The sequence below is a fragment of the Cellulosimicrobium sp. Marseille-Q4280 genome (assembly GCF_943181405.1).
In the GTDB taxonomy this organism is placed as follows: Bacteria; Actinomycetota; Actinomycetes; order Actinomycetales; family Cellulomonadaceae; genus Cellulosimicrobium.
The window spans coordinates 203,690-228,161 of the sequence record NZ_CALPBY010000005.1 but is presented as its reverse complement, the minus strand read 5'-3'; the positions used below and the strand labels follow the sequence as shown (position 1 = coordinate 228,161).

21 protein-coding genes and 1 pseudogene are annotated in these 24,472 nt (G+C 74.2%); 14 read left to right on the top strand and 8 right to left on the bottom strand.

Annotated features, from left to right (window positions below):
• Window positions 1-51: 51 nt before the first annotated feature.
• Window positions 52-384, bottom strand: a pseudogene (locus NFS20_RS22375) (MarR family winged helix-turn-helix transcriptional regulator); the annotation flags it as partial.
• Window positions 385-507: 123 nt separating this feature from the next.
• On the bottom strand, window positions 508-1,956 hold the full coding sequence (locus tag NFS20_RS14325; protein ID WP_251152470.1) for a sugar porter family MFS transporter: 1,449 nt from the start codon (window positions 1,954-1,956) through the stop codon (window positions 508-510).
• Between the two features lie 276 nt (window positions 1,957-2,232).
• Here NFS20_RS14325 and NFS20_RS14320 point away from each other — a divergent pair, with 276 nt between their 5' ends.
• The 4 genes from NFS20_RS14320 (at window position 2,233) to NFS20_RS14305 (ending at window position 6,131) form a co-directional block, all read left to right on the top strand.
• Complete coding sequence (locus NFS20_RS14320) at window positions 2,233-2,832, top strand: hypothetical protein (protein WP_251152660.1); 600 nt, start codon at window positions 2,233-2,235, stop codon at window positions 2,830-2,832.
• Window positions 2,833-3,346: 514 nt separating this feature from the next.
• Window positions 3,347-3,967, top strand: coding sequence for a DUF47 domain-containing protein (locus tag NFS20_RS14315; protein WP_251152469.1), 621 nt, complete (start codon window positions 3,347-3,349; stop codon window positions 3,965-3,967).
• 5 nt (window positions 3,968-3,972) lie between these two features.
• The gene (locus tag NFS20_RS14310; RefSeq protein WP_251152468.1) at window positions 3,973-4,980 is read left to right on the top strand and encodes an inorganic phosphate transporter; all 1,008 of its coding nucleotides are present in this window, start codon (window positions 3,973-3,975) and stop codon (window positions 4,978-4,980) included.
• 221 nt (window positions 4,981-5,201) lie between these two features.
• Window positions 5,202-6,131 carry a hypothetical protein gene (locus NFS20_RS14305; protein WP_251152467.1) on the top strand — a complete coding sequence of 310 codons (930 nt, stop codon included), beginning with the start codon at window positions 5,202-5,204 and terminating at the stop codon, window positions 6,129-6,131.
• Window positions 6,132-6,249: 118 nt separating this feature from the next.
• On the opposite strand, the gene NFS20_RS14300 is transcribed toward NFS20_RS14305, so the two are convergent.
• Genes NFS20_RS14300 through mshD form a run of 3 tightly spaced genes read right to left on the bottom strand, consistent with a single transcriptional unit; the run spans window position 6,250 to window position 10,652 of the window.
• Window positions 6,250-7,287 (bottom strand): NUDIX hydrolase, encoded by a 1,038-nt coding sequence (locus NFS20_RS14300; protein WP_251152466.1) that lies wholly within the window; start codon window positions 7,285-7,287, stop codon window positions 6,250-6,252.
• A gap of 7 nt (window positions 7,288-7,294) precedes the next feature.
• Entirely contained in the window at window positions 7,295-9,553 is a 2,259-nt protein-coding gene (locus NFS20_RS14295) for an RNA degradosome polyphosphate kinase (RefSeq protein ID WP_251152465.1), read from the bottom strand.
• 43 nt (window positions 9,554-9,596) lie between these two features.
• Window positions 9,597-10,652, bottom strand: coding sequence for a mycothiol synthase (mshD, locus tag NFS20_RS14290; protein WP_251152464.1), 1,056 nt, complete (start codon window positions 10,650-10,652; stop codon window positions 9,597-9,599).
• A 143-nt stretch (window positions 10,653-10,795) separates the two neighbouring features.
• Here mshD and NFS20_RS14285 point away from each other — a divergent pair, with 143 nt between their 5' ends.
• From NFS20_RS14285 to NFS20_RS14255, 7 genes are all read left to right on the top strand, one after another.
• A complete protein-coding gene (locus tag NFS20_RS14285; protein WP_251152463.1) occupies window positions 10,796-12,166 on the top strand; it encodes an amidohydrolase family protein in 1,371 nt (456 codons plus the stop codon).
• 35 nt (window positions 12,167-12,201) lie between these two features.
• The gene (locus NFS20_RS14280; protein WP_463106393.1) at window positions 12,202-12,933 is read left to right on the top strand and encodes an ABC transporter ATP-binding protein; all 732 of its coding nucleotides are present in this window, start codon (window positions 12,202-12,204) and stop codon (window positions 12,931-12,933) included.
• 65 nt (window positions 12,934-12,998) lie between these two features.
• The gene (locus NFS20_RS14275; protein ID WP_251152461.1) at window positions 12,999-13,988 is read left to right on the top strand and encodes an ABC transporter permease; all 990 of its coding nucleotides are present in this window, start codon (window positions 12,999-13,001) and stop codon (window positions 13,986-13,988) included.
• An 89-nt stretch (window positions 13,989-14,077) separates the two neighbouring features.
• Window positions 14,078-15,268 (top strand): substrate-binding domain-containing protein, encoded by a 1,191-nt coding sequence (locus tag NFS20_RS14270; RefSeq protein WP_251152460.1) that lies wholly within the window; start codon window positions 14,078-14,080, stop codon window positions 15,266-15,268.
• A gap of 9 nt (window positions 15,269-15,277) precedes the next feature.
• The gene (locus NFS20_RS14265; protein WP_251152459.1) at window positions 15,278-16,672 is read left to right on the top strand and encodes an FAD-binding oxidoreductase; all 1,395 of its coding nucleotides are present in this window, start codon (window positions 15,278-15,280) and stop codon (window positions 16,670-16,672) included.
• The gene (locus NFS20_RS14260; RefSeq protein WP_251152458.1) at window positions 16,672-17,493 is read left to right on the top strand and encodes a creatininase family protein; all 822 of its coding nucleotides are present in this window, start codon (window positions 16,672-16,674) and stop codon (window positions 17,491-17,493) included. Before NFS20_RS14265 ends, NFS20_RS14260 begins: the two co-directional genes overlap by 1 nt.
• Window positions 17,490-18,872 carry an amidohydrolase family protein gene (locus NFS20_RS14255; protein ID WP_251152457.1) on the top strand — a complete coding sequence of 461 codons (1,383 nt, stop codon included), beginning with the start codon at window positions 17,490-17,492 and terminating at the stop codon, window positions 18,870-18,872. Before NFS20_RS14260 ends, NFS20_RS14255 begins: the two co-directional genes overlap by 4 nt.
• Here NFS20_RS14255 and NFS20_RS14250 read toward each other — a convergent pair.
• Window positions 18,841-19,467 (bottom strand): helix-turn-helix domain-containing protein, encoded by a 627-nt coding sequence (locus NFS20_RS14250; protein WP_251152456.1) that lies wholly within the window; start codon window positions 19,465-19,467, stop codon window positions 18,841-18,843. The two genes, NFS20_RS14255 and NFS20_RS14250, sit on opposite strands and share 32 nt — an antisense overlap.
• Window positions 19,468-19,589: 122 nt before the next feature.
• On the opposite strand from NFS20_RS14250, the gene NFS20_RS14245 reads away from it, so the two are divergent.
• The 3 genes from NFS20_RS14245 to NFS20_RS14235 are packed head-to-tail and all read left to right on the top strand — an operon-like array spanning window position 19,590 to window position 23,094.
• Window positions 19,590-20,141: a flavin reductase family protein gene (locus tag NFS20_RS14245; protein WP_251152455.1), complete on the top strand. Its 552-nt coding sequence runs from the start codon at window positions 19,590-19,592 to the stop codon at window positions 20,139-20,141.
• Window positions 20,142-20,170: 29 nt separating this feature from the next.
• Window positions 20,171-21,652 carry an FAD-binding oxidoreductase gene (locus NFS20_RS14240; protein WP_251152454.1) on the top strand — a complete coding sequence of 494 codons (1,482 nt, stop codon included), beginning with the start codon at window positions 20,171-20,173 and terminating at the stop codon, window positions 21,650-21,652.
• A complete protein-coding gene (locus NFS20_RS14235; protein ID WP_251152453.1) occupies window positions 21,649-23,094 on the top strand; it encodes an amidohydrolase family protein in 1,446 nt (481 codons plus the stop codon). The genes NFS20_RS14240 and NFS20_RS14235 overlap by 4 nt, the downstream gene beginning before the upstream one ends.
• Window positions 23,095-23,100: 6 nt before the next feature.
• Here NFS20_RS14235 and NFS20_RS14230 read toward each other — a convergent pair whose 3' ends face one another.
• Together NFS20_RS14230 and NFS20_RS14225 are read right to left on the bottom strand one after the other, a co-directional pair.
• Complete coding sequence (locus tag NFS20_RS14230) at window positions 23,101-23,685, bottom strand: hypothetical protein (protein ID WP_251152452.1); 585 nt, start codon at window positions 23,683-23,685, stop codon at window positions 23,101-23,103.
• Between the two features lie 98 nt (window positions 23,686-23,783).
• Window positions 23,784-24,455, bottom strand: a complete 672-nt coding sequence (locus NFS20_RS14225; protein WP_251152451.1) for a GntR family transcriptional regulator — start codon at window positions 24,453-24,455, stop codon at window positions 23,784-23,786.
• Between the last annotated feature and the right edge of the window lie 17 nt (window positions 24,456-24,472).

Sequence of the window (24,472 nt, the reverse complement as noted above, 5' to 3'; positions counted from 1 at the left end):
GACGACGTCGTGCCCGGCGTCGGTGAGCGCGACGGTCCGTGCGCGCCGGTCGTCGTCGTCGACCGAGCGCAGGACGAGGCCGCCGTCGACGAGGTGGCTGACCTGCCGGCTCGCGACGGACAGGTCGACGCGGAGCCTGGCCGCGACGTCGCCGAGCTGGACGGGACCGCAGCGGTCGAGCATGCGCAGGACGCCGAGCGACGCGCGCGGGATGTCGAGGTCCCGCGCGATGCGCACCGCGCTCTCCCGCTGCACGCGCGCGAGGTCGTCGAGCGCGCGGACGAGCCCCGAGGTCGGGGTGCGGTCGGGGGAGGTGGTGGCTGCGCCGTCGGGCGCGAGGGTGGTGACGGGCACGGTGACTCCTTGGTTGCTGCAGGCAAGCATACGGGATGCAGTTGCTTGCAGCAACCATCAGTCGTCGTGGGCGACTCCCGGACGCGGCGAGCCCGGGGCCGCGGGGCACAGGGTGCCGCGCGACCCCGGGCTCGTCGGGGTGGTCCGAACGGGTCAGCCGTGTCGGGCAGCCGCCTCGTTGCCCATGTCCTCGAGCTCCATGCCCTTGGTCTCCGGGACCTTCGAGAGCACGAAGACGAACGACAGCGCCGCGAAGATCGCGTACATGAGGTACGGGATGGTCGCGCCGAACGCGTCGAGCATCGGGGGGAACGACAGGGTGATCGCGAAGTTCGCGAGCCACTGCGCCATCGCCGCGACCCCCAGCGCGGCGGCGCGGATCCGGTTCGGGAACATCTCGCCGAGCAGGACCCAGACCAGGGGCCCCCAGGACGCACCGAAGAAGACGACGAACGCGTTCGCGGCGACGAGGGCGATCGGAGCCCACGGGTCGGGCAGCGTGATGTTGTCGCCGCTCCCGCTCGCCTGCGTGAAGGCGAGGGCCATGATGCCGAGCGAGAGCGTCATGCCGGCCGAGCCGATCAGCAGGATGGGGCGGCGACCGACCTTGTCCACGAGAGCGATCGCGATGAACGTCACGGCGACGTTCGTCACCGACGTGATGGTCGAGACGAGGAACGACTGGCTCTCGTCGAACCCGACGGCCTGCCACAGGGTCGTCGAGTAGTAGAAGATCACGTTGATCCCGACGAACTGCTGGAACACCGACAGCAGGATGCCGACCCAGACGATCGGCTTGAGCCCGAAGCTCGAGCCCTTGAGCGAGCCCTCCTGGGCGTTCTTCTCGTCCACGGCGATCGAGCGGTGGATCTGCGCGATGCGGTCGTCCACGTCCTCGTCCGGTCCGAGCACCGACGCGAGCACGTCCCTCGCCTCCGCGTCGCGGCCCTTGGCGACGAGGTAGCGGGGCGACTCGGGGATGCGCATTGCCAGGATCCCGTAGACCGCGGCGGGGATCACGCACACGAGGAACATCCACCGCCAGGCCTCCCAGCCCAGCCACAGCTCGTTGGCGGCTCCGCCGGCCGTCTCCGCGAGGAGCTGGTCGGACAGCAGCGCCGCGAAGATGCCGACCGTGATCGCGAGCTGCTGGAGCGAGCCCAGGCGGCCGCGCAGCTTCGCCGGGGCGATCTCGGCGATGTACGCGGGGGCGATGACCGACGCGATGCCGATCCCCACGCCGGCCATGAACCGCCAGAGCGCCAGGTCGAGCGCCGACCACGCGATCGCGGAGAGGATCGACGAGGCGAAGAACAGGATCGCGCCGAACACCATGACGCGCGTGCGCCCCCACCGGTCGGCGAGCTTGCCGCCGGACCACGCGCCGAGCGCGCACCCGAGGAGCGCGATCGCGACCACGAGGCCGGTGACGGCCGCGTCGAGGTCGAACTGCCCCTCGATCGCGGCGACCGCGCCGTTGATGACCGAGCTGTCGAACCCGAAGAGGAAGCCACCGACGGCGGCGGCGAACGCAAGACCGATGGCCTTGCGGTGCGCGCTCTTCGCGGTGACGGTCTGGTGACCTGCGGCGTCGCTGGACATGGGTTCCCTCCGGTCGCTCACGGGCCCTGCCGCGGACCCTTTCGTCACTGTAGGGCGGCCTGTCCGACCCGGCGCGCCGAAGTGGCACGCCCTCGCAGTGGTCTCCGCGACACCCGTCGCGGGCACGTGACCGACGGCGGTCCGGTGCAGACTGGGTCGGTGCCCGACGTCCCAGACCTCCCGCCCGAGCGTCCTCGTGAGCCGTCCCCCGCCGTGCCGGAGGGCGTCCCCGACCCCGGCCGCCCGGACCGCACCGTGCGACCGCGGCGCCCCGCGATGCTCGACCCGCGCGACGCCGACGAGCTCCCCGGCGAGCTCGACCCCGCGCTGCGCGAGGAGGTCGCGCACACCACGGCGCACGCCATCGTCCACCAGGCCCGCGACGCGGAGGACCCCGAGGTCGTCGGCAGGCTCGTCCACCTCGTCGAGACCGAGGGGCTCGACGTCGTCGCGGCGCTGTGGGCGGACGCGCCGCCCAACTCCCTGCCGGGCGCGCTGTGGCGGCTCTACGTGCTGCGCGAGTGGGTGCGGCGCGACCCGCAGACCGTGACGCTGCGCTACCGGCTGGGCGTCGACGTCGCCCCGGTGCACGAGGCGATCGCCGGCGTCCCCCGCCCGCCCGAGCCGCAGGACCTGCTCGAGCTCGCCGACGCGGTGCTCTCGGGGGTCTTCGCCGGAGACCTCGCCGTCGCGCTGGAGCGCGCGGCCTCGTTCTGCCGCATCCTCGCGACCGGGGCGGCCTTCGACGCCGACGCCCGCGAGGTGGTCGACCCGGACGGCGCGCTGCGCACGACCCGCGGTGCGTCGTCGCTCCAGCGGACCGCCGAGGAGCTGGAGCACGCAGCGACGCTGTGGCGCGCGGACCGGCTGGACTGACCGCTCGCCCCCGCACGTCCGTGGCCGGCTCGCACGCCGGCCGGGGGAGTCTCGCGGTGCGCGAACACGCACCCGTCCGGGTTCCCGTGCCGGGCACCGGCACGTACGATGGACGACGACGCCGGGCCGCGGTAGCCCCGGGCTCCACACTCAGCCGCTACGAGCGGCCACGCGCCGAGAGGCGCTCCCGGTCCGGCGTCGCTCCGTGGCCGCGCGGCCCGCGACGAGGCGGGCGGCGTCGGCGTCCCTTTCCCGACGGAATCCGTGCGGGACCTCCGCCCCGGCGTGGGCAGGCCGTGCGGCACCTCGTGGCGGACGCACAGGGACCAGTGCGGGAGCACGGCTCGCGGTCGGCTACATTTGACGAGAGTTCGACCCGTGTTCACCCGTACCACACCTGCAGCACCCCTCGAGACTCATCGCCGCAGTACCGACAGCGCTCTCGACGACACGGACGACGAGAGCGTTCCGACACCGCGCCGAACCCGACCCCGCCCCACCTCCGGAGCCTCCCGTGCGCCTGCGCCTGACACCGCGCGACACCTCGTTCTTCGATCTCCTCGCCGCACTGGCGCAGCACCTCGTCACCGGTTCCACGCTCCTCGCCGAGCTGCTCGGCGCCGACCGGCCGACCCGCAAGGTCCTGGCGAAGCAGCTCAGCGAGACCGAGCACCTCGCGGACGACGCGACCCACTCGATCATGCGTCGCCTCAACCAGACGTTCGTCACCCCGTTCGACCGGGACGACATCTACGCGCTGGCGTCCGCACTCGACGACTGCATGGACTACATGGAGGAGGCCGCCGACCTCATCGTCCTGTACAAGGTCGAGGCTCTGCCGGCGCGGGTGTCCGAGCAGGTGCAGGTGCTGCAGCGCGCATCGGAGCTCACGGCGGAGGCGATGCCGCGCCTGCGGTCGATGAGCGACCTCGCCGAGTACTGGGTCGAGGTCAACCGCCTGGAGAACCAGGCCGACAAGCTGCACCGCAAGCTGCTCGCCGAGCTGTTCGACGACGTGGCGGACCCGATCCTCCTCATGAAGCTCAAGGAGATCGTCGAGATCCTCGAGGAGGCCGCGGACGCGTTCGAGAAGGTCGCGAACACGGTCGAGACCATCGCGCTCAAGGAGTCCTGAGAACGGTGGGTAGCGAGGTCGTCCTCGTCGTCGTGGTCGTCGCGTTCGCGCTGGCGTTCGACTACACCAACGGGTTCCACGACGCGGCGAACGCGATCGCGACGTCGGTCTCCACGCGGGCCCTGACCCCGCGGGCCGCGCTGATCATGGCGGCGGTCTTCAACCTCATCGGCGCGCTGCTCGGCACGGCCGTGGCGCAGACCATCGCCGAGGACATCGTGGCGGTGAACGACGTCCCGCCCCACCAGGGCCTCGTGATCGTGCTGTGCGGGCTCGTCGGCGCGATCACGTGGAACCTCATCACCTGGTGGCTCGGGCTGCCGTCGTCGTCGACGCACGCCATCATCGGCGGGCTCGCGGGCGTCGGGATCGCGTCGGGCATCACCGTGCACTGGGACGCGATCCTCGACAAGGTCGTGCTGCCCATGATCTTCTCGCCGCTCATCGGCTTCGGCCTGGCGTTCGCGCTCATGGTGGGCGTGCTGTGGATCTTCCGGAACGCGGCGCCCGCGAAGGCGTTCCGCCGCTTCCGCATCGCGCAGACCGCCTCCGCCGCGGCGATGGCCCTCGGTCACGGCCTGCAGGACGCGCAGAAGACGATGGGCGTCATCGTGCTCGCGCTCGTCGCGGGCGGGTTCCAGGACGACAACACCATCCCGCTGTGGGTCAAGCTGTCCGCCGCGACGGCGATCTCGCTCGGCACCTACGCGGGCGGGTGGCGCATCATGCGCACGCTGGGCCGCAAGATCATCGAGCTCGACCCGGCACGCGGCTTCGTGGCGGAGTCCGTGGCGTCGCTCGTGCTCTACGCCAACGCGTTCATCTTCCACGCGCCGGTCTCGACGACGCACACGATCACGTCGGCGATCATGGGCGTCGGCGCGACGAAGCGGCTCTCGGCTGTCCGCTGGGGCGTCGCGAAGAACATCGGCGTGGCGTGGGTCCTCACCATCCCCATGGCCGCCCTCGTGGCCGCGGTCATGTACTGGGTCCTCAGCCCGATCCTCCTCTGACGGCGCGGTGGCGTGTCAGGGCGTGGGATCACCGGGGTGGCCCACGGCCCGGACACCCACGGTGCGCCGCGAGCGTGTCAGGACGGGGGGTCACCGGGGTGACCCGTGGTCCTGACCGCTCCGGGCTTCCTGGCCGTGCACAGGCTCCGGACGTAGGGCCCCGTCCACAGGCCGGTCGTCGTGCCCGACGGCGCAGCCTCCACCGCCGTCAGACTCACCCCGTGACCGGCTCCCGCGACGTCGACCGCCTCCCCGGCTTCTCCCGGCTCGTCGCCGCCCAGGCGCACGTCGCCACGCGCACCCAGCTCCGTGCGCTCGGCATCACGTCGCGGCACGTCGCCACCCAGCTCGCCGCACACCGCTGGACCGCGGTGTCGAGCGACGTCGTCGTGCTGCACAACGGGCCTCCCACGGTCGAGACCGCGCTGTGGACCGCGGTCCTGTGCGCCCCCGACCCCGTGGCGCTCGGCTCGTGGACGGGGCTGGCGCGCCACGGTCTCGTGGGCTGGGCGCGGCCGGGCATCCACGTCGTCGTCGCTCGCGGCGCGACGGTGGCGAGGCGGTCGGGCGTCGTCGTGCACGAGTCGCGGCGCCCCGCGCCGGAGGACATCGTGCGTGTCGACGGGCTACCTGTGCACCGGGTCGAGCGGTGTGCCGTCGACGCCGCTGCCTGGCAGGACTCGCCGCGCACCGCCGTCGGGCTGCTCGCGGCCGTCGTGCAGCAGCGGCTGACGACCGCCGACCGCCTGGGCGAGCAGCTCGACCGCGTCGGGAAGGTGCGGTTCCACCGCCTGCTGCGCGCGAGCCTCGCGGACGTCCGAGGCGGTGCCGACGCCCTGAGCGAGATCGACCTCGTGCGGCTGTGCCGCGCGCACGGCCTGCCCGAGCCGTCCCGCCAGGTGCGCCGGCAGGATGCGCGCGGTCGGACGCGCTTCCTCGACGCGGAGTGGCGTCTGCGGGACGGGCGGCGGCTGGTCGTCGAGGTCGACGGGGTCGGGCACATGGAGGTGGGCCGCTGGTACGACGACCTCCTGCGCGACGCCGAGCTCGGTCACGACGACCGCACGACGGCGATCCGGCTGCCGGCGGCGGCGCTGCGGATCGAGCCGCTGCGCGTCGTCGCGATCCTCGCGCGGCATCTTCTCGCGTGAGCGTGCGCGACGTGTCAGGACCGCAGGTCACCGGAGTGGCCTGTCGCCCTGACACGTTGGCGCGCGCCGTGACGTGTCAGGGCGAGGGGACACCGGGGTGATCCATGGCCCTGACAGGTCAGTGCAGGGGCGGGGCGACCTTCTCCGCCGCGACGACGCGAGGCCCCTTCGGCGTGTGCGCGACGTGCGCCACGATGACCTCGCCCGGCTCCAGGTAGGGGTCCTGGGTCGGGAGCGCGTTCGCGACGGCGCGGCGTGAGTGCTGGCCCAGCACGTCGAGGACGGTCGGCAGCACCGGCCGGTGCGTGCACAGCACCGTCGACCGCTCCGTCTCGAGCAGCTCGCGCACGGTCCGGGCGACCCGCCCCGGGGAGCGCTCGTGCTGCGCCTCGCTGAGGTGCTCGCTGCTCACGGTCGCGAGGTGCGCGGCGCTCGCGTACGGCGCGATGGTCTGCGCGCACCGGTCCCACCGGCTCGTGACGACCGCCTCGACGCCGTAGGCCGCGAGCACCGGGACGAGGGCCATCGCCTGCGCGTGCCCGGTCGGTGTGAGCGGACGGTCCCGCTCCTCGCCGTGCCACACCCCGCGCGTCATCGCCTTGCCGTGCCGGGCGATGACGACGACGTGCGTCGCGAGCCGCCCCTCGTCCCGTTCGCGCACGAGCGCGTCGAGCGGCGTCCGGTCGGCGTAGCGCGTCAGCCGGCGCGCGGCGTCCTGGACCGGGAGCCACGCGGACGCGTCGATCTCCTGCGGCGAGACCGGGGGGACCGGGGCCCGCGCGGCGAGCGCGCCGGCGTCCCGCGTGCGCGACGCACGGCGCGCTGCCCAGTAGTGGACCCGCTTCACGCGGCCCTCGGGAGTGAGGTACTGCAGACCCGGCAGCGGCACGCCCAGGACCACGGGCTTGCCCGTCTCCTCGGCCACCTCGCGGGCCGCAGCGGCCTGGAAGGTCTCGCCCGGGTCGAGCTTGCCCTTGGGCCAGGACCAGTCGTCGTAGCGCGGGCGGTGCACGAGCCGGACCTGCAGCTCGCCCCCCTGCACGCGCCACACGAGCGCACCGGCGGACTCGATGACGGGCGCGTGCTCGACGTGCGTGGGGCCGAGCGCAGGGCGCAGCGGGACGCCCGGTTGCACCGCGGCGGGCGGGACTCCCATCCGCGGCTCACCGTCTCCCGGCGAGACGGCGGCGCTGACGGCTCACCAGGCTCGCCTGCAGGTCGACGAGCGGCCGGCCGTCGGGACCGGCGTCGGGGCGGTGCCACGTCCCGTCCGCGTCGAGGTGCCACGAGGCCGTCGTGTCGGCCGTCGAGGTGTCGAGCAGGTCGATCAGCTCGCGGACCTGGTCGGGGTCCGTGATGCGCACGAGCGCCTCGACGCGGCGGTCGAGGTTGCGGTGCATGAGGTCGGCGGACCCGATGAAGACCTCCGCGCCGCTCTCGGGCCCCTCACCGATGGCCGGGCCCGCGGAGTTCGCGAACGCGAAGATGCGGGAATGCTCGAGGAACCGGCCGAGGATCGAGCGGACCCGGATGTTCTCGGACAGCCCCGGGACGCCGGGCCGGACCGCGCAGATGCCCCGTACGACGAGGTCGACCTTCACGCCCGCCTGGGACGCCCGGTAGAGCGCGTCGATCGTGGCCTCGTCGACGACGGAGTTCACCTTGATCTTGACCCAGGCCTCGTGGCCGTCGCGCGCCGCCGCCGACTCGCGCTCGATGCGCTCCACCAGTCCCGTGCGCACCGTGCGGGGCGCCACGAGGAGCCGGTGGAACCGGGACTGCGGCGCGTAGCCGGAGAGCTGGTTGAACAGGCGCGTGAGGTCCTGCCCGACGTCCGGGTCGCACGTCAGCAGGCCGTGGTCGGTGTACAGCCGCGCGGTCTTCGGGTGATAGTTGCCCGTGCCGACGTGGCAGTACCGGCGCAGGCCGTCCGACTCCTGCCGGACGACGAGCGACAGCTTGCAGTGGGTCTTGAGCCCGACGATCCCGTAGACGACGTGCACGCCCGCCTGCTCGAGCTTGCGGGCCCAGGAGATGTTCGCCTCCTCGTCGAAGCGTGCCTTGATCTCGACGAGGGCGAGGACCTGCTTGCCCGCGTCGGCGGCGTCGATGAGCGCGTCGACGATGGGGGAGTCGCCCGACGTGCGGTACAGCGTCTGCTTGATCGCGAGGACCTTCGGGTCGGCGGCGGCCTGCTCGAGGAACGTCTGCACCGAGGTCGAGAACGAGTCGTACGGGTGGTGCAGCAGCACGTCGCGCTCGCGGATCGCGGCGAAGACGTCGGTCGGCGACGCGCTCTCCACCTCGGCGAGCACGCGGTGCGTCGTCGGGACGAAGGGCGGGAAGTGCAGGTCCGCACGGTCCAGGTCCGCGAGGAGGTTGAGCCCCGTGAGGTCGAGCGGCTCGGGGAGCTCGTACACCTCCTCCTCGACGACCCCGAGCTCCCGCACGAGCAGCGCGCGGATGCGCGGGCTGATGCCGTGGGTGAGCTCGAGCCGCACCGGCGGGCCGAAGCGGCGGCGCAGCAGCTCCTTCTCCATGGCCTGCAGGAGGTTCTCGGCGTCGTCCTCCTCGACCTCGACGTCCTCGTTGCGCGTGACCCGGAAGGTGTGGTGCTCGCGCACCTCCATGCCCGGGAAGAGGTGGTCGAGGTGCTGGGCGATGACCTCCTCGATCGGCACGAACGAGGTGGGGCCGCGGTCGGCGGCCCCCGTCTGCGACGTCGGTGCCGACGGGCGACCCCGCGCGTCGACCGCGATGAACCGCGGCAGCAGCGGCGGCACCTTGACGCGGGCGAAGTGCTCCTTGCCCGTCGTCGGGTTGGCGACCACCACCGCGAGGTTGAGGGACAGCCCCGAGATGTACGGGAACGGGTGCGCCGGGTCGACGGCGAGCGGCGTGAGGACCGGGAAGATCTGCTTGCGGAAGTACTTGTGCAGGCGCTCCTGCTCGCGCGTCTCGAGCTCGTCCCAGTGCACGAGCGTGATGCCCTCCGCGGCGAGCGCGGGCTGGACGTCGTCGGCGAAGACGCTCGCGTGGCGCGCCATGAGCTCGTGCGCGCGCTCGCTGATCGCGTCCAGCACCTGGCGCGGGGACAGACCGGAAGCGGCCGTGACCGCGATGCCCGTCGCCATGCGGCGCTTCAGGCCGGCGACCCGCACCATGAAGAACTCGTCCAGGTTCGACGCGAAGATCGCGAGGAAGCGCACACGCTCCAGCAACGGCTGCCGCGGGTCCTCCGCGAGCTCGAGCACCCGCTGGTTGAACGCGAGCCAGCTCAGCTCGCGGTCCGCGAAGCGGTCGTCGGGCAGCGGCGCGCTGTCGACCGGCGCGATCTCCAGCTCCGGCTCCTCGGCGATGTGCTCGGCGATGTGCGCCGCGAGATCCGGGTCGAGCGTGCGCTGGGTGGACGTCTCGGTCATGGGTTCATGGTGGCACCAGTTGGTGAACGGTGCGTGACACGGGTCACCGGCCGGTCGGTCGGTCCGCCCTCGGCGCGGCCGCGTACTGCACGTCGGCGGTGCGGCGCACGAAGCCCGCGCGCTCGTAGGTCCGGACGGCGGGCGCGTTGTCCCCGTCGACGTAGAGGACCGCCTCCCGCACGCGCGCGCGGGCCAGGTGAGCCAGCCCGACGGCGGTCAGCAGGGTCCCGAGGCCGCGCCCCTGCGCGTCGGGGTCGACGCCGACGACGTAGATCTCGCCCTCCGCGGGTGGCTCGGTCGGCCCGCCGGACACGGCCGGGTCGGGAGCGGTGCCCGTCGGGATCTTCGTCCAGACGAAGCCGACGACGGCGCCGTCCGGCCCGGCGGTCCCCCCGCTGACGGACCCGGTGTCCTCGAGCAGGTAGAGCCCCGCGGCGTCGAACCAGTCCTCGTCCACCCGCGCGCGCAGGTCGGCGACCGTGAGGCGCCCCTGCTCGGGGTGGTGCGCGAACGCGCGGGCGTTGGCGCGGACCCACGCCGCGTCGTCGGCTCCCGGGACGAAAGTGCGCAGGCGCAGGTCCGGCGGTACGTCGGGGAACGGGTGCTCGTCCGGGCCGCCCAGGGGCCGGGCGAGCACGAGCAGCTCGCGCACGGGCACGAACCCCGACCGCGCCGCGAGCGCCCGGGCCGCGGGGAGGTCCCCGTGGGCCCACACGTGCAGCGCGGCCCGGTCGTCGTCGCGCCGGGCGTCGTGCTGCCCGTCCGTCGGCACGACGTCGCGACGCTCCTGCGCGCGGGCGGTCGCGCTCGCGAGCAGGTGGAACCCGAGGCCGTGGCGTCGGTGCTCGGGCCGGACGACGAGCTCGGCGCTGGGGACCGGCCCGCGGCGGTCCACCTGGGCGTAGCCGGCGAGGTCGCCGCGCCACCAGGAGAGCAGGTGGACGACGTCGTCGTCCGCCTCCCGCAGGTTGAGCAGCGGCTGCTCCGAGAGCGGGGCGACGCCGTCGGCCCGCTCGGCCGCGGCGGCGAGCTCGCGCACCTGGGTGATCTCGACGTCGTCGATCAGCGGTCCGGGGTGCCAGAGGATCGAGGTGTCCACCACTCCATCCTGCCCGTCCTCGTCGCGTTCACACACCCGCGCCCCCACGGTTACGCGGCCGAAACAGGCCCCGCCTAGCGTTCTCGATGTTCCTCTGATCAACATTTTCTGCGAGTCCGTCCACACGACGGAGAGGAGGCGGTGTGCACCACGACGAGGCAGCGGTCCTTCCGGTCGGCGCGCCCGACGGCGCCGCGACGCTCGCCGGCGCGGACGTCACCGGCGTGCTCGGGGTCCGCACGGTGGACGGCCGCACCGTCGACCTCCGGATCGCCGACGGCCGCGTCGTCGCGGTCTCGGCCACCGCGACCCGGGACGCCGCCGCTGTGCCCGGGCTGCTCCTCGACGCCCGCGGCTGGCTCGCGCTGCCCGCCGCGTGCGAGCCGCACGCACACCTCGACAAGACCCTCACGGCCTCGCGCCTCGACCCCGGTGGGGGCGAGGACCTGGTCGGCGCCGTCGCGCGCTGGCGCGAGCTCGCACCGGGCATCGACGGTGCCGACGTGGCCGACCGTGCGCGCCGCGCCGTCGAGCGCTACGTCGCGCGGGGCATCACGACGATCCGCACCCACGTCGACGCCCCTGCGGTCGGGGACCCGCTGCGCATGCTCGACGCCCTGCTCGGTTTGCGGGACGAGCTCGCGGGCTCCGTCACCCTCCAGGTCTGCCTGCTCGGCGGCTCGCACACGAGCGACGCCGTCTACGCGGAGGCCGTGGCACGCGGCGTCGACGTCCTGGGCGGCTGCCCCCACCTCGCGCCTGACCCGGCGGTCGAGATCCGGCGCGTCCTGGACCTCGCGGAGCGCACCGGGCTCCCGGTCGACCTGCACGCCGACGAGCAGACCACGCTCCCGGCGGGCGGGCTCCTCGACGTCGAGGACGTCGCGCTCCAGGTGATCGCGCGCGGCCTCGAGCAGCGCGTCACGGCGAGCCACGCCGTCCGGCTCGGCGCGCTGCCGCCCGAACGGCTCGTCCCGCTCGTCGACCTGGTGGCGCGGGCCGGGCTCGGGGTCGTCACGCTGCCGATCACGAACCTGTACCTCCAGGGCCGCGACGCCACGCACCTGGCCCCGCGCGGGCTCACCGCCGTCCGTGCGCTGATCGACGCAGGCGTCCCCGTGGCCGCCGGGGCCGACAACGTCCGCGACCCCTTCAACCCCGTGGGCACCTGCGACCCCTTCGAGACGACGTCCCTCCTGATGACGGCCGCGCACCTCACGGCCCGCGAGGCGCTCGACGCCGTCACCGCGGGCGCACGCACCGTGCTCGGCCTGCCGCCGGCAGGCGTGGCGGTGGGGCAGCGGGCCGACCTCGTCCTCGTCCCCGACGCCGCGCTCGGCGAGGTCCTCGCCGGTGGCGAGCACGCGCGCGTCGTCCTGAGCGGCGGGCGCGTGGTCGCGGACACGCGCGTCACCCGCGCCCTCGCGCTCGACCCCGTCGCGACCCGGCCCACCGACCCGCACTCCCGGGATGCCGCGCCCGCGGCCCACCGGCCCGACCAGCTCGTGAGGTGACACCAGTGAGCACCACGACCACGCGACCCCGTTCCATGACGCGCACGCTCGTGCTCGACGACGTGACCAAGCAGTTCGCCACCGGCACCGTCGCGCTCGAGGACGTGAGCCTGAGCGTCTCGGCGGGGGAGTTCGTCTCCGTCGTCGGGCCGTCCGGCTGCGGCAAGTCCACGCTGCTGCGGCTCGCGTCCGGGCTCGACGACGTGAGCGGCGGCAGCATCGAGGTCAACGCGCACTCGACGTCGTACGTCTTCCAGGAGGCGACGCTCCTCGAGTGGCGCAGCGCGCTGCGCAACGTCGAGCTCGTCGGCGAGCTGCGCGGTGTCGGCAAGGCCGACCGGCGGCGGGCCGCGCAGGAGGCGCTCGACCTCGTCGGGCTCACCGGGTTCGAGAAGCAGCACCCGCGCCAGCTCTCGGGCGGCATGCGCATGCGCGTCTCGATCGCCCGGGCGCTCGTCGCCGAGCCCGACCTCGCGCTCTTCGACGAGCCGTTCGGCGCACTCGACGAGATCACCCGCCTGCACCTGCAGACCGAGCTCCAGAGGCTGTTCGCCCTCAAGGAGTTCGCCGGGCTGTTCATCACCCACTCGGTGTCCGAGGCCGTCTACCTGTCCACGCGCGTCCTCGTGATGAGCGGCCGTCCCGGTCGCATCGTGGCGGACATCCCCGTGCCGTGGGCCTACCCCCGCCCGCCGGAGCTGCGCTTCGAGCCCGAGTTCGCCGCGCTGACCGGCGAGGTGTCCGCCGCCCTCGGGGAGCACTCGTGAGCGTCCCCGTCGTGAAACCGCCCACTGACCCGCCGGTCACCGAGACCGGACCGCAGGAGGCCACCATGTCCACCTCACAGCCCACGTCCGAGCACGTCCGCACGAGCGGCCACGCCGCGCCGTCCCCCGTGCCCGCGGGCGCGCCGTCGTCCGCTCCACCGTCCCCCACCGTCCCCGCCACCCCGCCCGCCGACGAGCCGGCCGGCGGGCCGACGGCGGGCCCGGCGGCACGGACGTCCGCGCGGGGCGGGAACCGCGGACGGGGGCGCGCGTCGGCCGCGCTCGCCAAGGTCGGCCCGGTGCTCGCGGCGCTCGGGGGGATCGTCGCCGTCTGGTACCTCGTCAGCTTCGTCGTGCTGAGCGCGGAACGCCAGTTCCTCCTGCCGCCGGTGCACGAGGTGCTCGCGAACACGCTCGGGAACCCGAACGTCATGGGCCCCATGCTCGACGCGCTGTGGCAGACGGTCGGCGTCGCGCTGTGCGGCCTGGGGATCGCCGTGGTCCTCGGGATCGGGTACGCGGTCGTCATGGTGCAGTCCGGGTGGGCGGAGAAGACCCTCTACCCGTACGCCGTCATCCTGCAGACCATCCCGATCCTCGCGCTGACGCCGCTCATCGGGATCTGGATGGGGTACGGGTTCAGCGCGCGCATCGTCGTCTGCGTGATCATCGCGCTGTTCCCGATGATCTCGAACACCCTGTTCGGGCTCCAGTCCGCCAGCGCCGCCGCGCACGACCTCTTCACGCTCAACAGGGCGACGCGCGCCCAGCGGCTCTTCAAGCTCCAGTTCCCCGCCGCCCTGCCCTCGATCTTCACGGGCCTGCGCAACGCCGCCGGTCTGAGCGTCATCGGCGCGATCGTCGGCGACTTCTTCTTCCAGCAGGGGTCGCCCGGGATCGGCGGACTCCTGCGCACCTACACGCTGCGGCTGAACATGGACGCCCTGTTCATGGCGATCATCCTCACCGCGCTCTTCGGCGTCGTCGTGTTCTCCGTCTTCGCCGCGCTGGACCGGGCCGTCATCGGCCGCTGGTACGGCACGGCCGGGCGCTGACCGGCCCCGTCGCCTCAGCCCGTCTCGCCCCGCACCACCCCTCGCCCGCCGCGTCTCCCACCGGTCCCCTCCCAGCACTGGAGCACTCGATGACCCTCTCGCGTCCCCGTCGCGCCGCGTTCACGGCGCTGTCCCTCCTCCCGCTGGTGGCCCTCGCCGCGTGCAGCAGCGGCGAAGCCGGCGGCGACCCCGCCGCCGGGAACGAGCTCGACGTCGAAGCCGCCGAGGCCGGCGGACCGCTCGACCTGTCCGACGTGTGCCCCGCGACCGTCGTCATGCAGCAGGACTGGCAGCCCGAGTCCGAGCACGGCGCGATGTACGCGCTCGTCGGGGCGGACTACACCGTGGACACGGACACCAAGTCGGTCACCGGTTCGCTCGTCGCGCAGGGCGTCGACACGGGCGTGGACGTCGAGGTGCGGCCGGGCGGGCCGAACGTCAACTTCCAGCCCGTGCCGTCCCTGATGTACCTCGATGACTCGATCATGCTGGGCGCGGTCACGACCGACGCGCAGATCACGGCTCTCGCCGACAACCCTGTGGTCGCCGTCGCGTCGCAGCTCACGACCAGCCCGCAGATCGTCATGTGGGACCCCGAGAGCCACGACGGCGCCACCACGATCGAGGAGGCGGCCGCCGGCGGCGACCCGCTCGTGTCGTCCGGCGACGTGTTCCCGCGCCTGCTCGAGTCGCAGGGCATCATCACCGAGTCCCAGATCGACCTGAGCTACGAGGGCACGCCGCAGCGGTTCGTCTCCGACCCGAGCATCATGCAGCAGGGCTTCGCGACGGCCGAGCCGTACATCTACGAGAACGAGATCCCGCAGTGGGCGAAGCCGGTCGGCTACCAGCTGCTCGCCGACGTGGGCTACTCGGTCTACCCCGAGGCGCTCACGGTGCGCGCGGACACGCTGGAGGAGAACGCCGACTGCCTCGCGAAGCTCGTCCCGATCATGCAGCAGTCGCAGATCGACTACCTCGAGGACCCCGCCGCGGCGAACGAGCTGATCGTGGACCTCGTCGAGCAGTACCAGACCGGGTGGACCTACTCGCTCGGGGTCGCGGACTTCTCCGTCCAGGCGCAGAAGGACCTCGGCCTCGTGACGGACGACCCGGCGTCGGGCGTGTTCGGCCAGATCGACCCGGAGCGCATGAGCGAGATCGTCGGCACGTTCGGCCCGATCCTCGTCGACGCGGGTCAGATCGCGTCCGCGGACATCGACCCCGAGACCCTGTACACGAACGAGTTCATCGACGACTCCGTCTCGATGGGCAGCTGAGGAGCGCAGATGACGAGCACGACGAGCACCCCCGCGGGAGCTTCCGCGGGCCGCGCCCAGGACACCGTCGCGGTCCGGTCCGCGCTCGCCGCGGCGCAGGTCGCGGAGCTGCTCGGCCCGGAGGCCGTGTCCACCGACGCCGAGCTGCTCCTCAAGACCTCTTCCGACTGGTCGCGCATGTCCCCGGTCCTGCAGGAGAAGGTGCCCGCGGGGCGGTTCATGCCGGACGCCGTCGTGCGCCCGCGCACGGCGGACGAGGTCGCCCAGGTCCTGCGGGTCGCGTACGAGCACGACGTGCCGGTGACCCCGCGCGGGGCGGGCACCGGCAACTACGGGCAGGCGACGCCGTTCGACGGCGGGTTCGTCCTCGACCTGCGCGGCCTGGACACGATCCGGGTGAACGACTCGGGCTCGGTCACCGCCGGCGCGGGGGCGAAGATCACCGCGATGGACGTGGCCGCACGGGCTGCGGGCCGCGACATCTGGATCTACCCGTCCACCAAGGGGTCGACGATTGGCGGGTTCGTCGGCGGCGGCTCCGCCGGGACGGGGACGATCGAGCACGGGTCGACGACCGACGGGTTCGTGCTGTCGCTGACCGTCGCCCCCATGGACGGCAGCGGGACGACCTTCACGGTCAGCGGTCCCGACGTCGCGCCCTACGTCCACGTGTACGGCGTGACGGGTGTCGTCGTCGAGGTCGAGGTCGCCACGGACCCGGCGCGCGACTGGGTCGCGATCTACGCGGCGTTCGACGACTGGGCCTCGACGACGAGCGTGCACCGCGCGCTGCTCGACCTGCCGGTCCTGCCGCGTCTCGCGTCGGCCGACCCGCCCGCGCTGGTCCCGAGCCTGCCGGCGTCGGTCCCGCTCGACCCGGACCGGTTCAGCCTGCGCGTGATCGCGGAGGCGTCGACCGTGACCGACGTCGAGGCCGCGGTCGTCGCCGCAGGTGGCGCCGTCGTCGCGAGCCTCGCGGACTACGCGGAGACCGACAAGCTCTCCTCGATGTCCTACAACCACCCGGTCTACTTCCTGCAGAAGGCGCACCCGGACCGCTCGTGGTTCCACATGGAGACCGGCGGGCTCGCGCACTGGGACGCCCCGGACGACGTCCGCGCGGTCTACGACGGCGACGTCCACCTCCACGTCGAGCTCATGGGGCACGCGCCCCTCGCGATGGTCGTGGCGGACTACGTGTCGGAGGAGGAGGTGCTCGCCGGGATCCCGCGCCTCGAGGCGCTCGGGCTCGGGGTGCACTCGCCGCACCAGTGGTACGTCGACCGCAACGTCGAGCTCGCGCGCGAGACCGCGCGGACGACCGACCCGAAGGGGCTGCTCAACCCGGGCAAGCTCGTCGACGACCCGCCCGCCGACACGCGCCTGAACATCGGGGTGCGCTGATGGCGCCCCGCGTGCCCCGGTTCCTCGACATGACCTGGCCCGAGGTCGCCGCGCTCCCGGCGGGCACGGTCGCCGTCCTGCCGCTGGGCGCGGTCGAGCAGCACGGGCCGCACCTGCCCGTCTCGACCGACTACGTCACCGCGAGCGAGACCGCGGCTGCCGCGGTCGAGACGGTGACGGCTTCGGGCGAGGCGTCGGTCGTGCTCCTCGACGGGCTCGCGTACACGAAGTCGGACGAGCACGCCGGGTTCCCCGGGACCGTCTGGCTGTCCTGGGACACGCTCATGCGGGTGCTGGTCGACGTCGGGCGCTCGCTCGCGGCGTCGGGCATCGAGCGCCTCGTGCTCGTGAACGGCCACGGCGGGAACTCGGCCCTGGCCCAGGTGGCGAACCGCGAGCTGCGACGCCGGTTCGGGCTGCGGACGTTCCTCGCGCACGTCGCGACGCCGCGCGACCAGGGCGGCGCGCCTGCCCACGGCGACGAGCACGGTCTGGGTGTGCACGGCGGCCACGGCGAGACGTCGCTCATGCTGCACCTGCGCCCCGAGCTCGTGCACCTGGAGCTCGCCGTGCGCCGCGTGCCCGAGGAGATGCTCGCCTACGAGCAGATCGGGTTCGGCAAGGCCGTCTCGTTCGGGTGGCTGTCCAGCGACTTCGGCCCCGACGGCCACGTGGGCGACCCGACGGGCGCGAGCGCGGAGGCCGGCAAGGAGATGTTCGAGCACGCCGTGGGTCAGCTCGCGCGCACGCTCGTCGAGGCGTCCCGCTTCACGACCCCCGCCGACGGCGCGGCCGGGCTCGTCGCGCGCGACCGGGCATGAGCCTCGTCGTCACCGGCGCGCTCGCCGTACGGACCGGCCCGGGCGGTCCGGGCGAGGCGGGACCCGAGCCGGGCGGGGACGTCGTGGTCGACGCGGCCGGACGGGTGGTCGCGGTCGGGCCCGACGCCGCGCGAGACGTCGGGCCCGACGTCGGCCGGGGCGGTGCGGCCGGGCCGGACGGGGCGCGCCTCGACGCGACGGGGTGCGTGGTCACGCCCGGGCTCGTCAACGCCCACCACCACCTGCTGCAGACGGCGTTCCGGACCCTTCCCGGCACGCGCGGGGTGCCGATGCGCGACTGGCTGCCCGCGATGGCCGCGGCGTACGAGCGTGCGCACGTCGACGCGGAGCTCGTCGGCGCGGCCGCGCGAGCCGGGCTCGCCGAGGCGCTCCTGTGCGGCGTCACGACCGTCGCGGACCACCACCTGACGTGGCCCGCGCACGTCGACGTCGCGGGGTCCGTCGACCTCGCGCGCGCCGCGGCGGCTGCCGCGGACGAGGTCGGGGCCCGGCTCGTGCTCGTCCGCGGGACGGCCGGTGACGACGCCGAGCGGGCCGCCCTGAGCGCCGACGCCATCGCCGCCGCGCTCGTCGGCGCGAGCCCCGGGGGCGTGCGCCCGGACGGCCGCGTCCAGGTCGCCGTCGGGCCGGCGGGCGTGCACAGCGACGGTGAGACGACCTTCCGCCTGCTCGGCGAGGTCGCGGCACGCCGCGGCCTGCGCCGGCGCACGCAGGCGAACGAGCAGGTGGACGTCGCCGCCGCGCTCGAGCGCTACGGTCGGCGACCGCTCGACCTGCTCGCCGACTGGGGATGGCTCGCGCCCGACGTCGCGGTCGCGCACCTGTGCGACGTGACCGACGACGAGATCGCGCGCGTCGCGGCGTCCGGTGCGAGCGCCACGCACGCGCCCGGCTGCGACGTGCCGATGGGCTGGGGCGTCGCGCCGGTCGCGCGCCTCCTCGCGGCGGGCGTGCGCGTCGGGCTCGGCACGAGCGGCGGCGGGTCCAACGACGCGGGGCACCTGCTCGCCGACGCACGCCTCGCGATGCAGGTGTCGGCGCTCGCGGGCCGTCAGCTCGCGGCGCGCGAGGTGCTCGACGCCGCGACCGCGGGCTCGGCCGACGGGCTGGGCCGTCCCGAGCTGGGGAGGCTGAGCCCCGGCTCCGCCGCGGACCTCTGCGTGTGGGACGTCTCGGGCGTCCCCGACGCGGGCGTGGCCGACCCCGTCGCCGGGCTGCTGTGGGCGTCGCCGGGTCGCCGACCGCGGCACGTCGTGGTCGGCGGGCGCGTCGTCGTGCGCGACGGGCGACTGGTCACGGCCGACGAGCGCGAGGTCGCGCGGGTGCTCACGCGTCGCGTCGAGCGAGTCGCTGCTTGACCACGAGCAGCCGGTACGGGCCGCCGTCCGCGCTCGCCCAGCGGTGCCCGGTCCCCCGGAGGTAGAACACGGAGTCGCCCGGCTCGAGCAGGTCGACGACGCCGTCGAGGTCGAGCAGCACGCGCCCCTCGACGACGTAGGCGAACTCGTCCTCGTCGTGCACCCAGTACTCGCCGGGGTCCTGAGACGTCCCCGTGTACTCGAGCGGGTCGAACGGCCGGTCGCCCGCGGGGGCGAGCGCGCGCACCGTGCCGCCCCCGGCGGTCGCGGACGCCTCGTCGGTGCGGCGCAGGACGGGCGACGCGCCCGCCGCGGGCGTCGTCGCCTCGGCGAGCAGGACCTGCTGCGTCGTGCCGAGCGTCGTCGCGACCCGGAACAGCGACGACATGCTCAGCCGCGCGCGGCCGCGCTCCACCTGGCTGAGGAACGAGTGCGACAGGTCCGTCGCCTCCGCGAGCTGGACGAGCGTGAGCCCGTGCGCGTGGCGCAGCGTGCGGATCCTCTGTCCCAGGCGTTCGACGGAGCGGTCGAGGGGGTCCGGGGACCTGCCGGCACCGTCGGGCGCGGCGGGGGCGTCGTCGCTGGTGGCGGCCATGGCTCGATGGTAGGGGAGCGCGCGGCCCTGCCGCGGGCGTCCGGTGCGGGGTCGTGCGAGCCGTAACAGACTCCGTGCGCCGGTGTGACGCGAGCGAAACATCGGAGGCACACGATGGGCGCATGTTGATGACATCAACATCGCGTCCCGAGGCCGTCGTCGACGGCTTCCGCGACGCGATGGCCGGGCTGGCGAGCGGGGTGTGCGTGGTGACGACGACGGCCGGTGGCGAACCCGCCGGGCTGACGACCACCGCGGTGATGAGCGTGAGCCTCGACCCACCGCTCGTCGCGGTCGGTGTGGGGCGGACCAGCCGTACCCTGCAGACCTTGCGGGACGCGCACGCGTTCGTGCTGCACGTCCTGCACCACGACCGCGAACGCACCGCCTCGGTGTTCGCCTCCAAGGCGGCGGACAAGTTCGCGGGGCTCGACGTGCGGCCCGGGCGGCACGGCATCCCCGTGCTCGCCGCCGACGCGCGCTACGCACTCGAGTGCGACACGTGGCAGGAGATCGACGCCGGCGACCACGTGCTCCTGCTGGGGCAGGTCGCCGAGGTCCACCGCGGCACCACGGGGCGGACGGACGGGGCCGGCCCCGTCGACCCTGCGAGCGCGCTCGTGCACTTCGACCGCGCGTTCCACCGCCTCCTCCTGCCCGGGGCGCCCGCGTGACCGGACCTGTCGTGCCTGCCGTGCCTGCCGTGACGGCCCCTCCGACGGTCGTGCCGTCCGACGCCGGCTACGAGGCGGCGCGTCGTGGGCTGGCGGTCTCCGGCGTCGCCCCCGCGGACCGGCCGGCGCTCGTGGTGCGGGCGCGCGGCGTCGACGACGTCGTGGCCGCGCTCGGCCGTGCGCGTGCGCGCGGGACCGGCGTCACCGTCCGGTCGGGCGGTCACGGCACGGCCTTCACCGCGCTGCGCGACGGGGCTCTCGCCCTCGACGTCTCCCGGCTCGACGGCGTCGTGCTCGACGCGGCGTCGGGCACCGCCGACGTCGGGCCGGGGGCCACCTCGCTCGCGCTCGCCGACGCGCTCGACGGGACCGGGTTCGCGTTCCCCGTCGGGCACAAGGCGGGCGTCGGGCTCGGGGGCTTCCTGCTCGCCGGCGGCAACGGCTGGAACCAGGGGGAGTGGGGGAGCGCGTGCGAGTCGGTCGTCGGCGCGCAGGTCGTGCTCGCCGACGGGCGCGTCGTGGAGGTCGACGCGCAGCACGACCCCGAGGCCTTCGCCGTGCTGCGCGGCGCGGGCCCTGCGTTCCCGGGCGTCGTGACGTGCTTCCGGCTGCGCCTGTGGCCCGAGCCCGTGGTCCGACGCCGCACGGTCCACCTGCGGCCTCGCGGCGCCGGTGACCACGGCCGGGCCGGGCTCACGGACGTCGGCGCCTGGGCCGACGCGCTCGCGCGCGTCGTCGCACCGCAGGTCGAGCTCACGCTCGTGCTCGTCCCGGTGGCGGGTGGGACCCCGGCCGTCGTCGCGAACCTCACCGCGTTCGGTCGCGACGCCGCGCACGCCGACACCCTGCTCGCGCCCCTCGACGGCCCGCTGCCCGCGGCGGCGACCGCCGTCGTGCGCAGCGCGACGAGCATCGCCGGCCTCCTGCGCGCCGACACGGTGCCGGAGAGGCCGGTCGGGCAGGTTGGGCCAGTCGGGCCGGTCCGACCGGGCTGCGTGGCCCAGCAGGCCTGGACGACCGCCGGGTACGCCGAGGTCCTCCCGCGCCTGGCGACGGGGCTCGGCCAGGCGCTGTCGGGCACGTCGAGCGTGCTGGTCAGCTCGGCGTCGTACCGCCGCTCCGCCCTGCCGGGCCCGCCCGCGCCGTCGCCCCCGCTGCACCGACCGCTCGGCACGCTCACCGTCGCGGCGTACGCCGTGTGGGAGCCGGGCGTCGACGACGAGGCGAACCTCGCGTGGCCGAGCCGCGCCCTCGCGCCGCTCGCCGACCTCACGACCGGCCACTACGTCGGCGAGACCGACCTGCGCCGCACCCCGGAACGGCTCGCCCGCTGCTGGACCGACGGAGGGGTGCAGCGCGTCCGAGCGCTGCGCGGCCGCCTCGACCCGCACGGGCTCTTCGTCCCGCCCCCCGGTCTCGACGCGGTGGCCGAGCCGTCGACCGCGCCGGCACCCTACCCGGTCGACCTGTTCCCGGCCGACCACGTCCAGGACGGAGTCCTCCACCCATGACCAGCACCCCCGCGCCCGCGCTGACCGTCGTCGACGCGCTCGTCCTGCCCGGCGCCGACGGCGGCCCCGAGTGGTACTTCGGCTGGCTCCAGGTGGGCACCGACGGGCGCATCACCGGGACCGGCCCCGGCGAGCCGCCGCCCGGGTGGGAGACGGCGCCCGTGCTCGACGCGCAGGGCGCGATCGTCGCGCCCGGCTTCGTGTCCGCCCACTCGCACCTGTTCACGTCCGGCCTGCGCGGCATCGCGCCCGACGCCACGCTCTACCCGTGGGTGCGCTCCATGATGGAGCTCTTCCGCCACACCGACGCCGAGGACATGTACTGGGCGACGCTGCACGGCTCGATGGACTTCCTCGCCAACGGCGTGACGAGCGCGTACAACTTCATGCAGTCCGGCGTCACGTGGCTCTACGACCCCGCGACCGCCCGCAACGTCCTCGGACGCGTCCACCCCGACGAGTACACGACGCGGCAGATGGACGGCACCGTCGACGCCGGGCTGCGCGCCGTCCATGCCATCCGGCTCGACGACGAGGCCGGCCCCGAGGACCAGGTGCTCACGCGGTTCGCCCGCATGGTCGACGCCGCGCGCGCCCCCGAGCGCGCAGGCCGCGACCAGCGTCTCGGCGTGTCCGTCATGGGTGCGGTGCAGTGGGCGAGCGAGCCCCGGACCGCCGAGCTCGAGGTACACGTCATGCGCGAGCACGGCCTCACCGACCAGGCGCACTTCGTCGAGACCGCCGAGGGCCTCGACGTGCAGCGCGCGAAGTTCGCGTGGTACGAGCAGGCCGGCGCGCTGGGTCCGGACCTGCTGCTCGGGCACTTCGTGCACCCCACCGACGAGATGGTCGAGCGGGTGGCCGCCGCCGGCAGCCCCGTCGTCTGGCAGCCGACCTCGAACGGCCGGCTGGGCTCGGGCCACGCCGACGTCGTGCGGTACCGCCGCGCCGGGATCCAGGTCGGCGTGGGCCTCGACGACCAGTCGTGCACCGACATCTCCGACCCGTGGGCCAACATGCGCCAGGGGCTGTACGCCCAGCGCGCGCTGCACCAGGACGCCGGTGTGATGTCCGCGCGCGACGTCCTGCGCCTGCACACGCTCGGGTCAGCCGAGGTCCTGGGCGTCGCCGACCGCGTCGGCAGCCTCGAGGTCGGCAAGCACGCCGACTTCGTGCTCGTCGACCACCGCTCGCCGAGCACCGGACCCGTGTGGGACGTCGTCGCGACCTACGTGCTCGCGTGCGGGCTGCGCAACCTGCGGGCGACCTACGTGGGCGGGCGGTGCGTCGCGCGGGACGGCCGCGCGACGGCGCCCCTCGCCGGGCGGGCCGACGCCGAGCTCGCCGAGCGCATCGAGCGCGCCGCCCACGCGGACGGGCGTCGGCTCGCGGTGAGTGCGGAGGAGCTCGTCTCCTCCGGTGCGCGGCGCCGGGGGCACTGACGTCGATCAGGAGGGCGAGGAGATCTTGAGGTCCGGGGAGATCCGGCCGAGAGCACGGAGGGCGAGGTCATGGCTCCGGAGCGCCGCACGCTGGCCGAACCGGCCGGGCGGCGACGCCTGGACGGCGACGTGGATGCGGTCACCGTGGTTCGTCAGTTCGATCGTCCTGCGGTCGTGGATAGGGCCGAAGGTCTCGAACCGCTCACGGACGGACAGGCCCTCACGTCGCAGCCGCGTGACGAGGGCCAGGGTCGAGAGAATTCGGAGGTCGACCTGCGCCTGCGAGATGACGAGTACGTAGAGGGGCGGCAGGTCCTTGAGCGACCGGATGCGTCGGTGGTTGACCGGGGGATCCGCCGGGGCCATGCCGATCGGCCCGACAATGAGCCGCACGGTGCGTGGGAACGCGCGAGCGACCGCCTGGAACTGCCGATGCTGGGCGTCGGTGATCACCGTGGCGATCGCGAGTACGAGGACTACGACTCCGCCGAAGACCCAGAGCAGCCCTGTGGTGGAGAGATCTCCACGGATGTGCATGCCCAGGACGCCCAGGCCGAACGCCCCGGCGACAGGGAGGACGGCGACGATCATGGTGACGACGGTGGCGCTCCAGTCTCGCTTCCATGCCCGCCGCCGCGGTGCACCGTTATCGCTGGTCACGCGCGTAGTCTCGCACGGCTCGCGGAGCGTCAGGACACCGTGTCGGGGGCGGCGCGCCAGCGGCGCATGCGGACGCCGATCGCGGCGACGTGGGCGCTCGCGGCAGTGCGGGCGCCGTCGGCGTCGCCTGCCGCGACGGCCTCGACGATGCGGCGGTGCTCGACGACGGCGTGCGCGCGGTTGGCCCGCTCGGCCCACATGCCCGACGTGTACAGGTGCGCCTGGGCGTCGAGGCGCCGCAGGGCGTCGACGAGGGGGCGGTTGCCGGAGAGCTCGCGGACGCGGGAGTGGAGCTCGACGTCGAGCCGGGCGTCACGCAGAGGGTCGGCCGGCTCTTCGAGGAGCGCGGCCTGACGGTCGACGAGGCCGCCGAGTTCGCCCACCTCGGCGGACGACGCGCGGCGCGCCGCCTCCTGGGCGGCGAGGCCGTCGAGCACCTCGCGGACCGCGAGGACGTCGCGCACCGCGTCCTCGTCGAGCCGCAGGACGCGCGAGCCGGCGTGCGGGACGTGCACCGCGAGGCCCTCGTGGATGAGGCGCTGGACCGACTCGCGGACGGGGCTGCGGCTGACGTCGAGGCTCGCGGCGAGGGCGGGGACGCTCAGCGGTGCGCCGGGCGGAAGCGCGCCCTCGAAGATCTTGTCGACGAGCGAGCGGTACACGGACTCGGCGAGGAGGGCGCCGGTCTCGGCGGTGGTCATGCGGCACTGTAACCGAG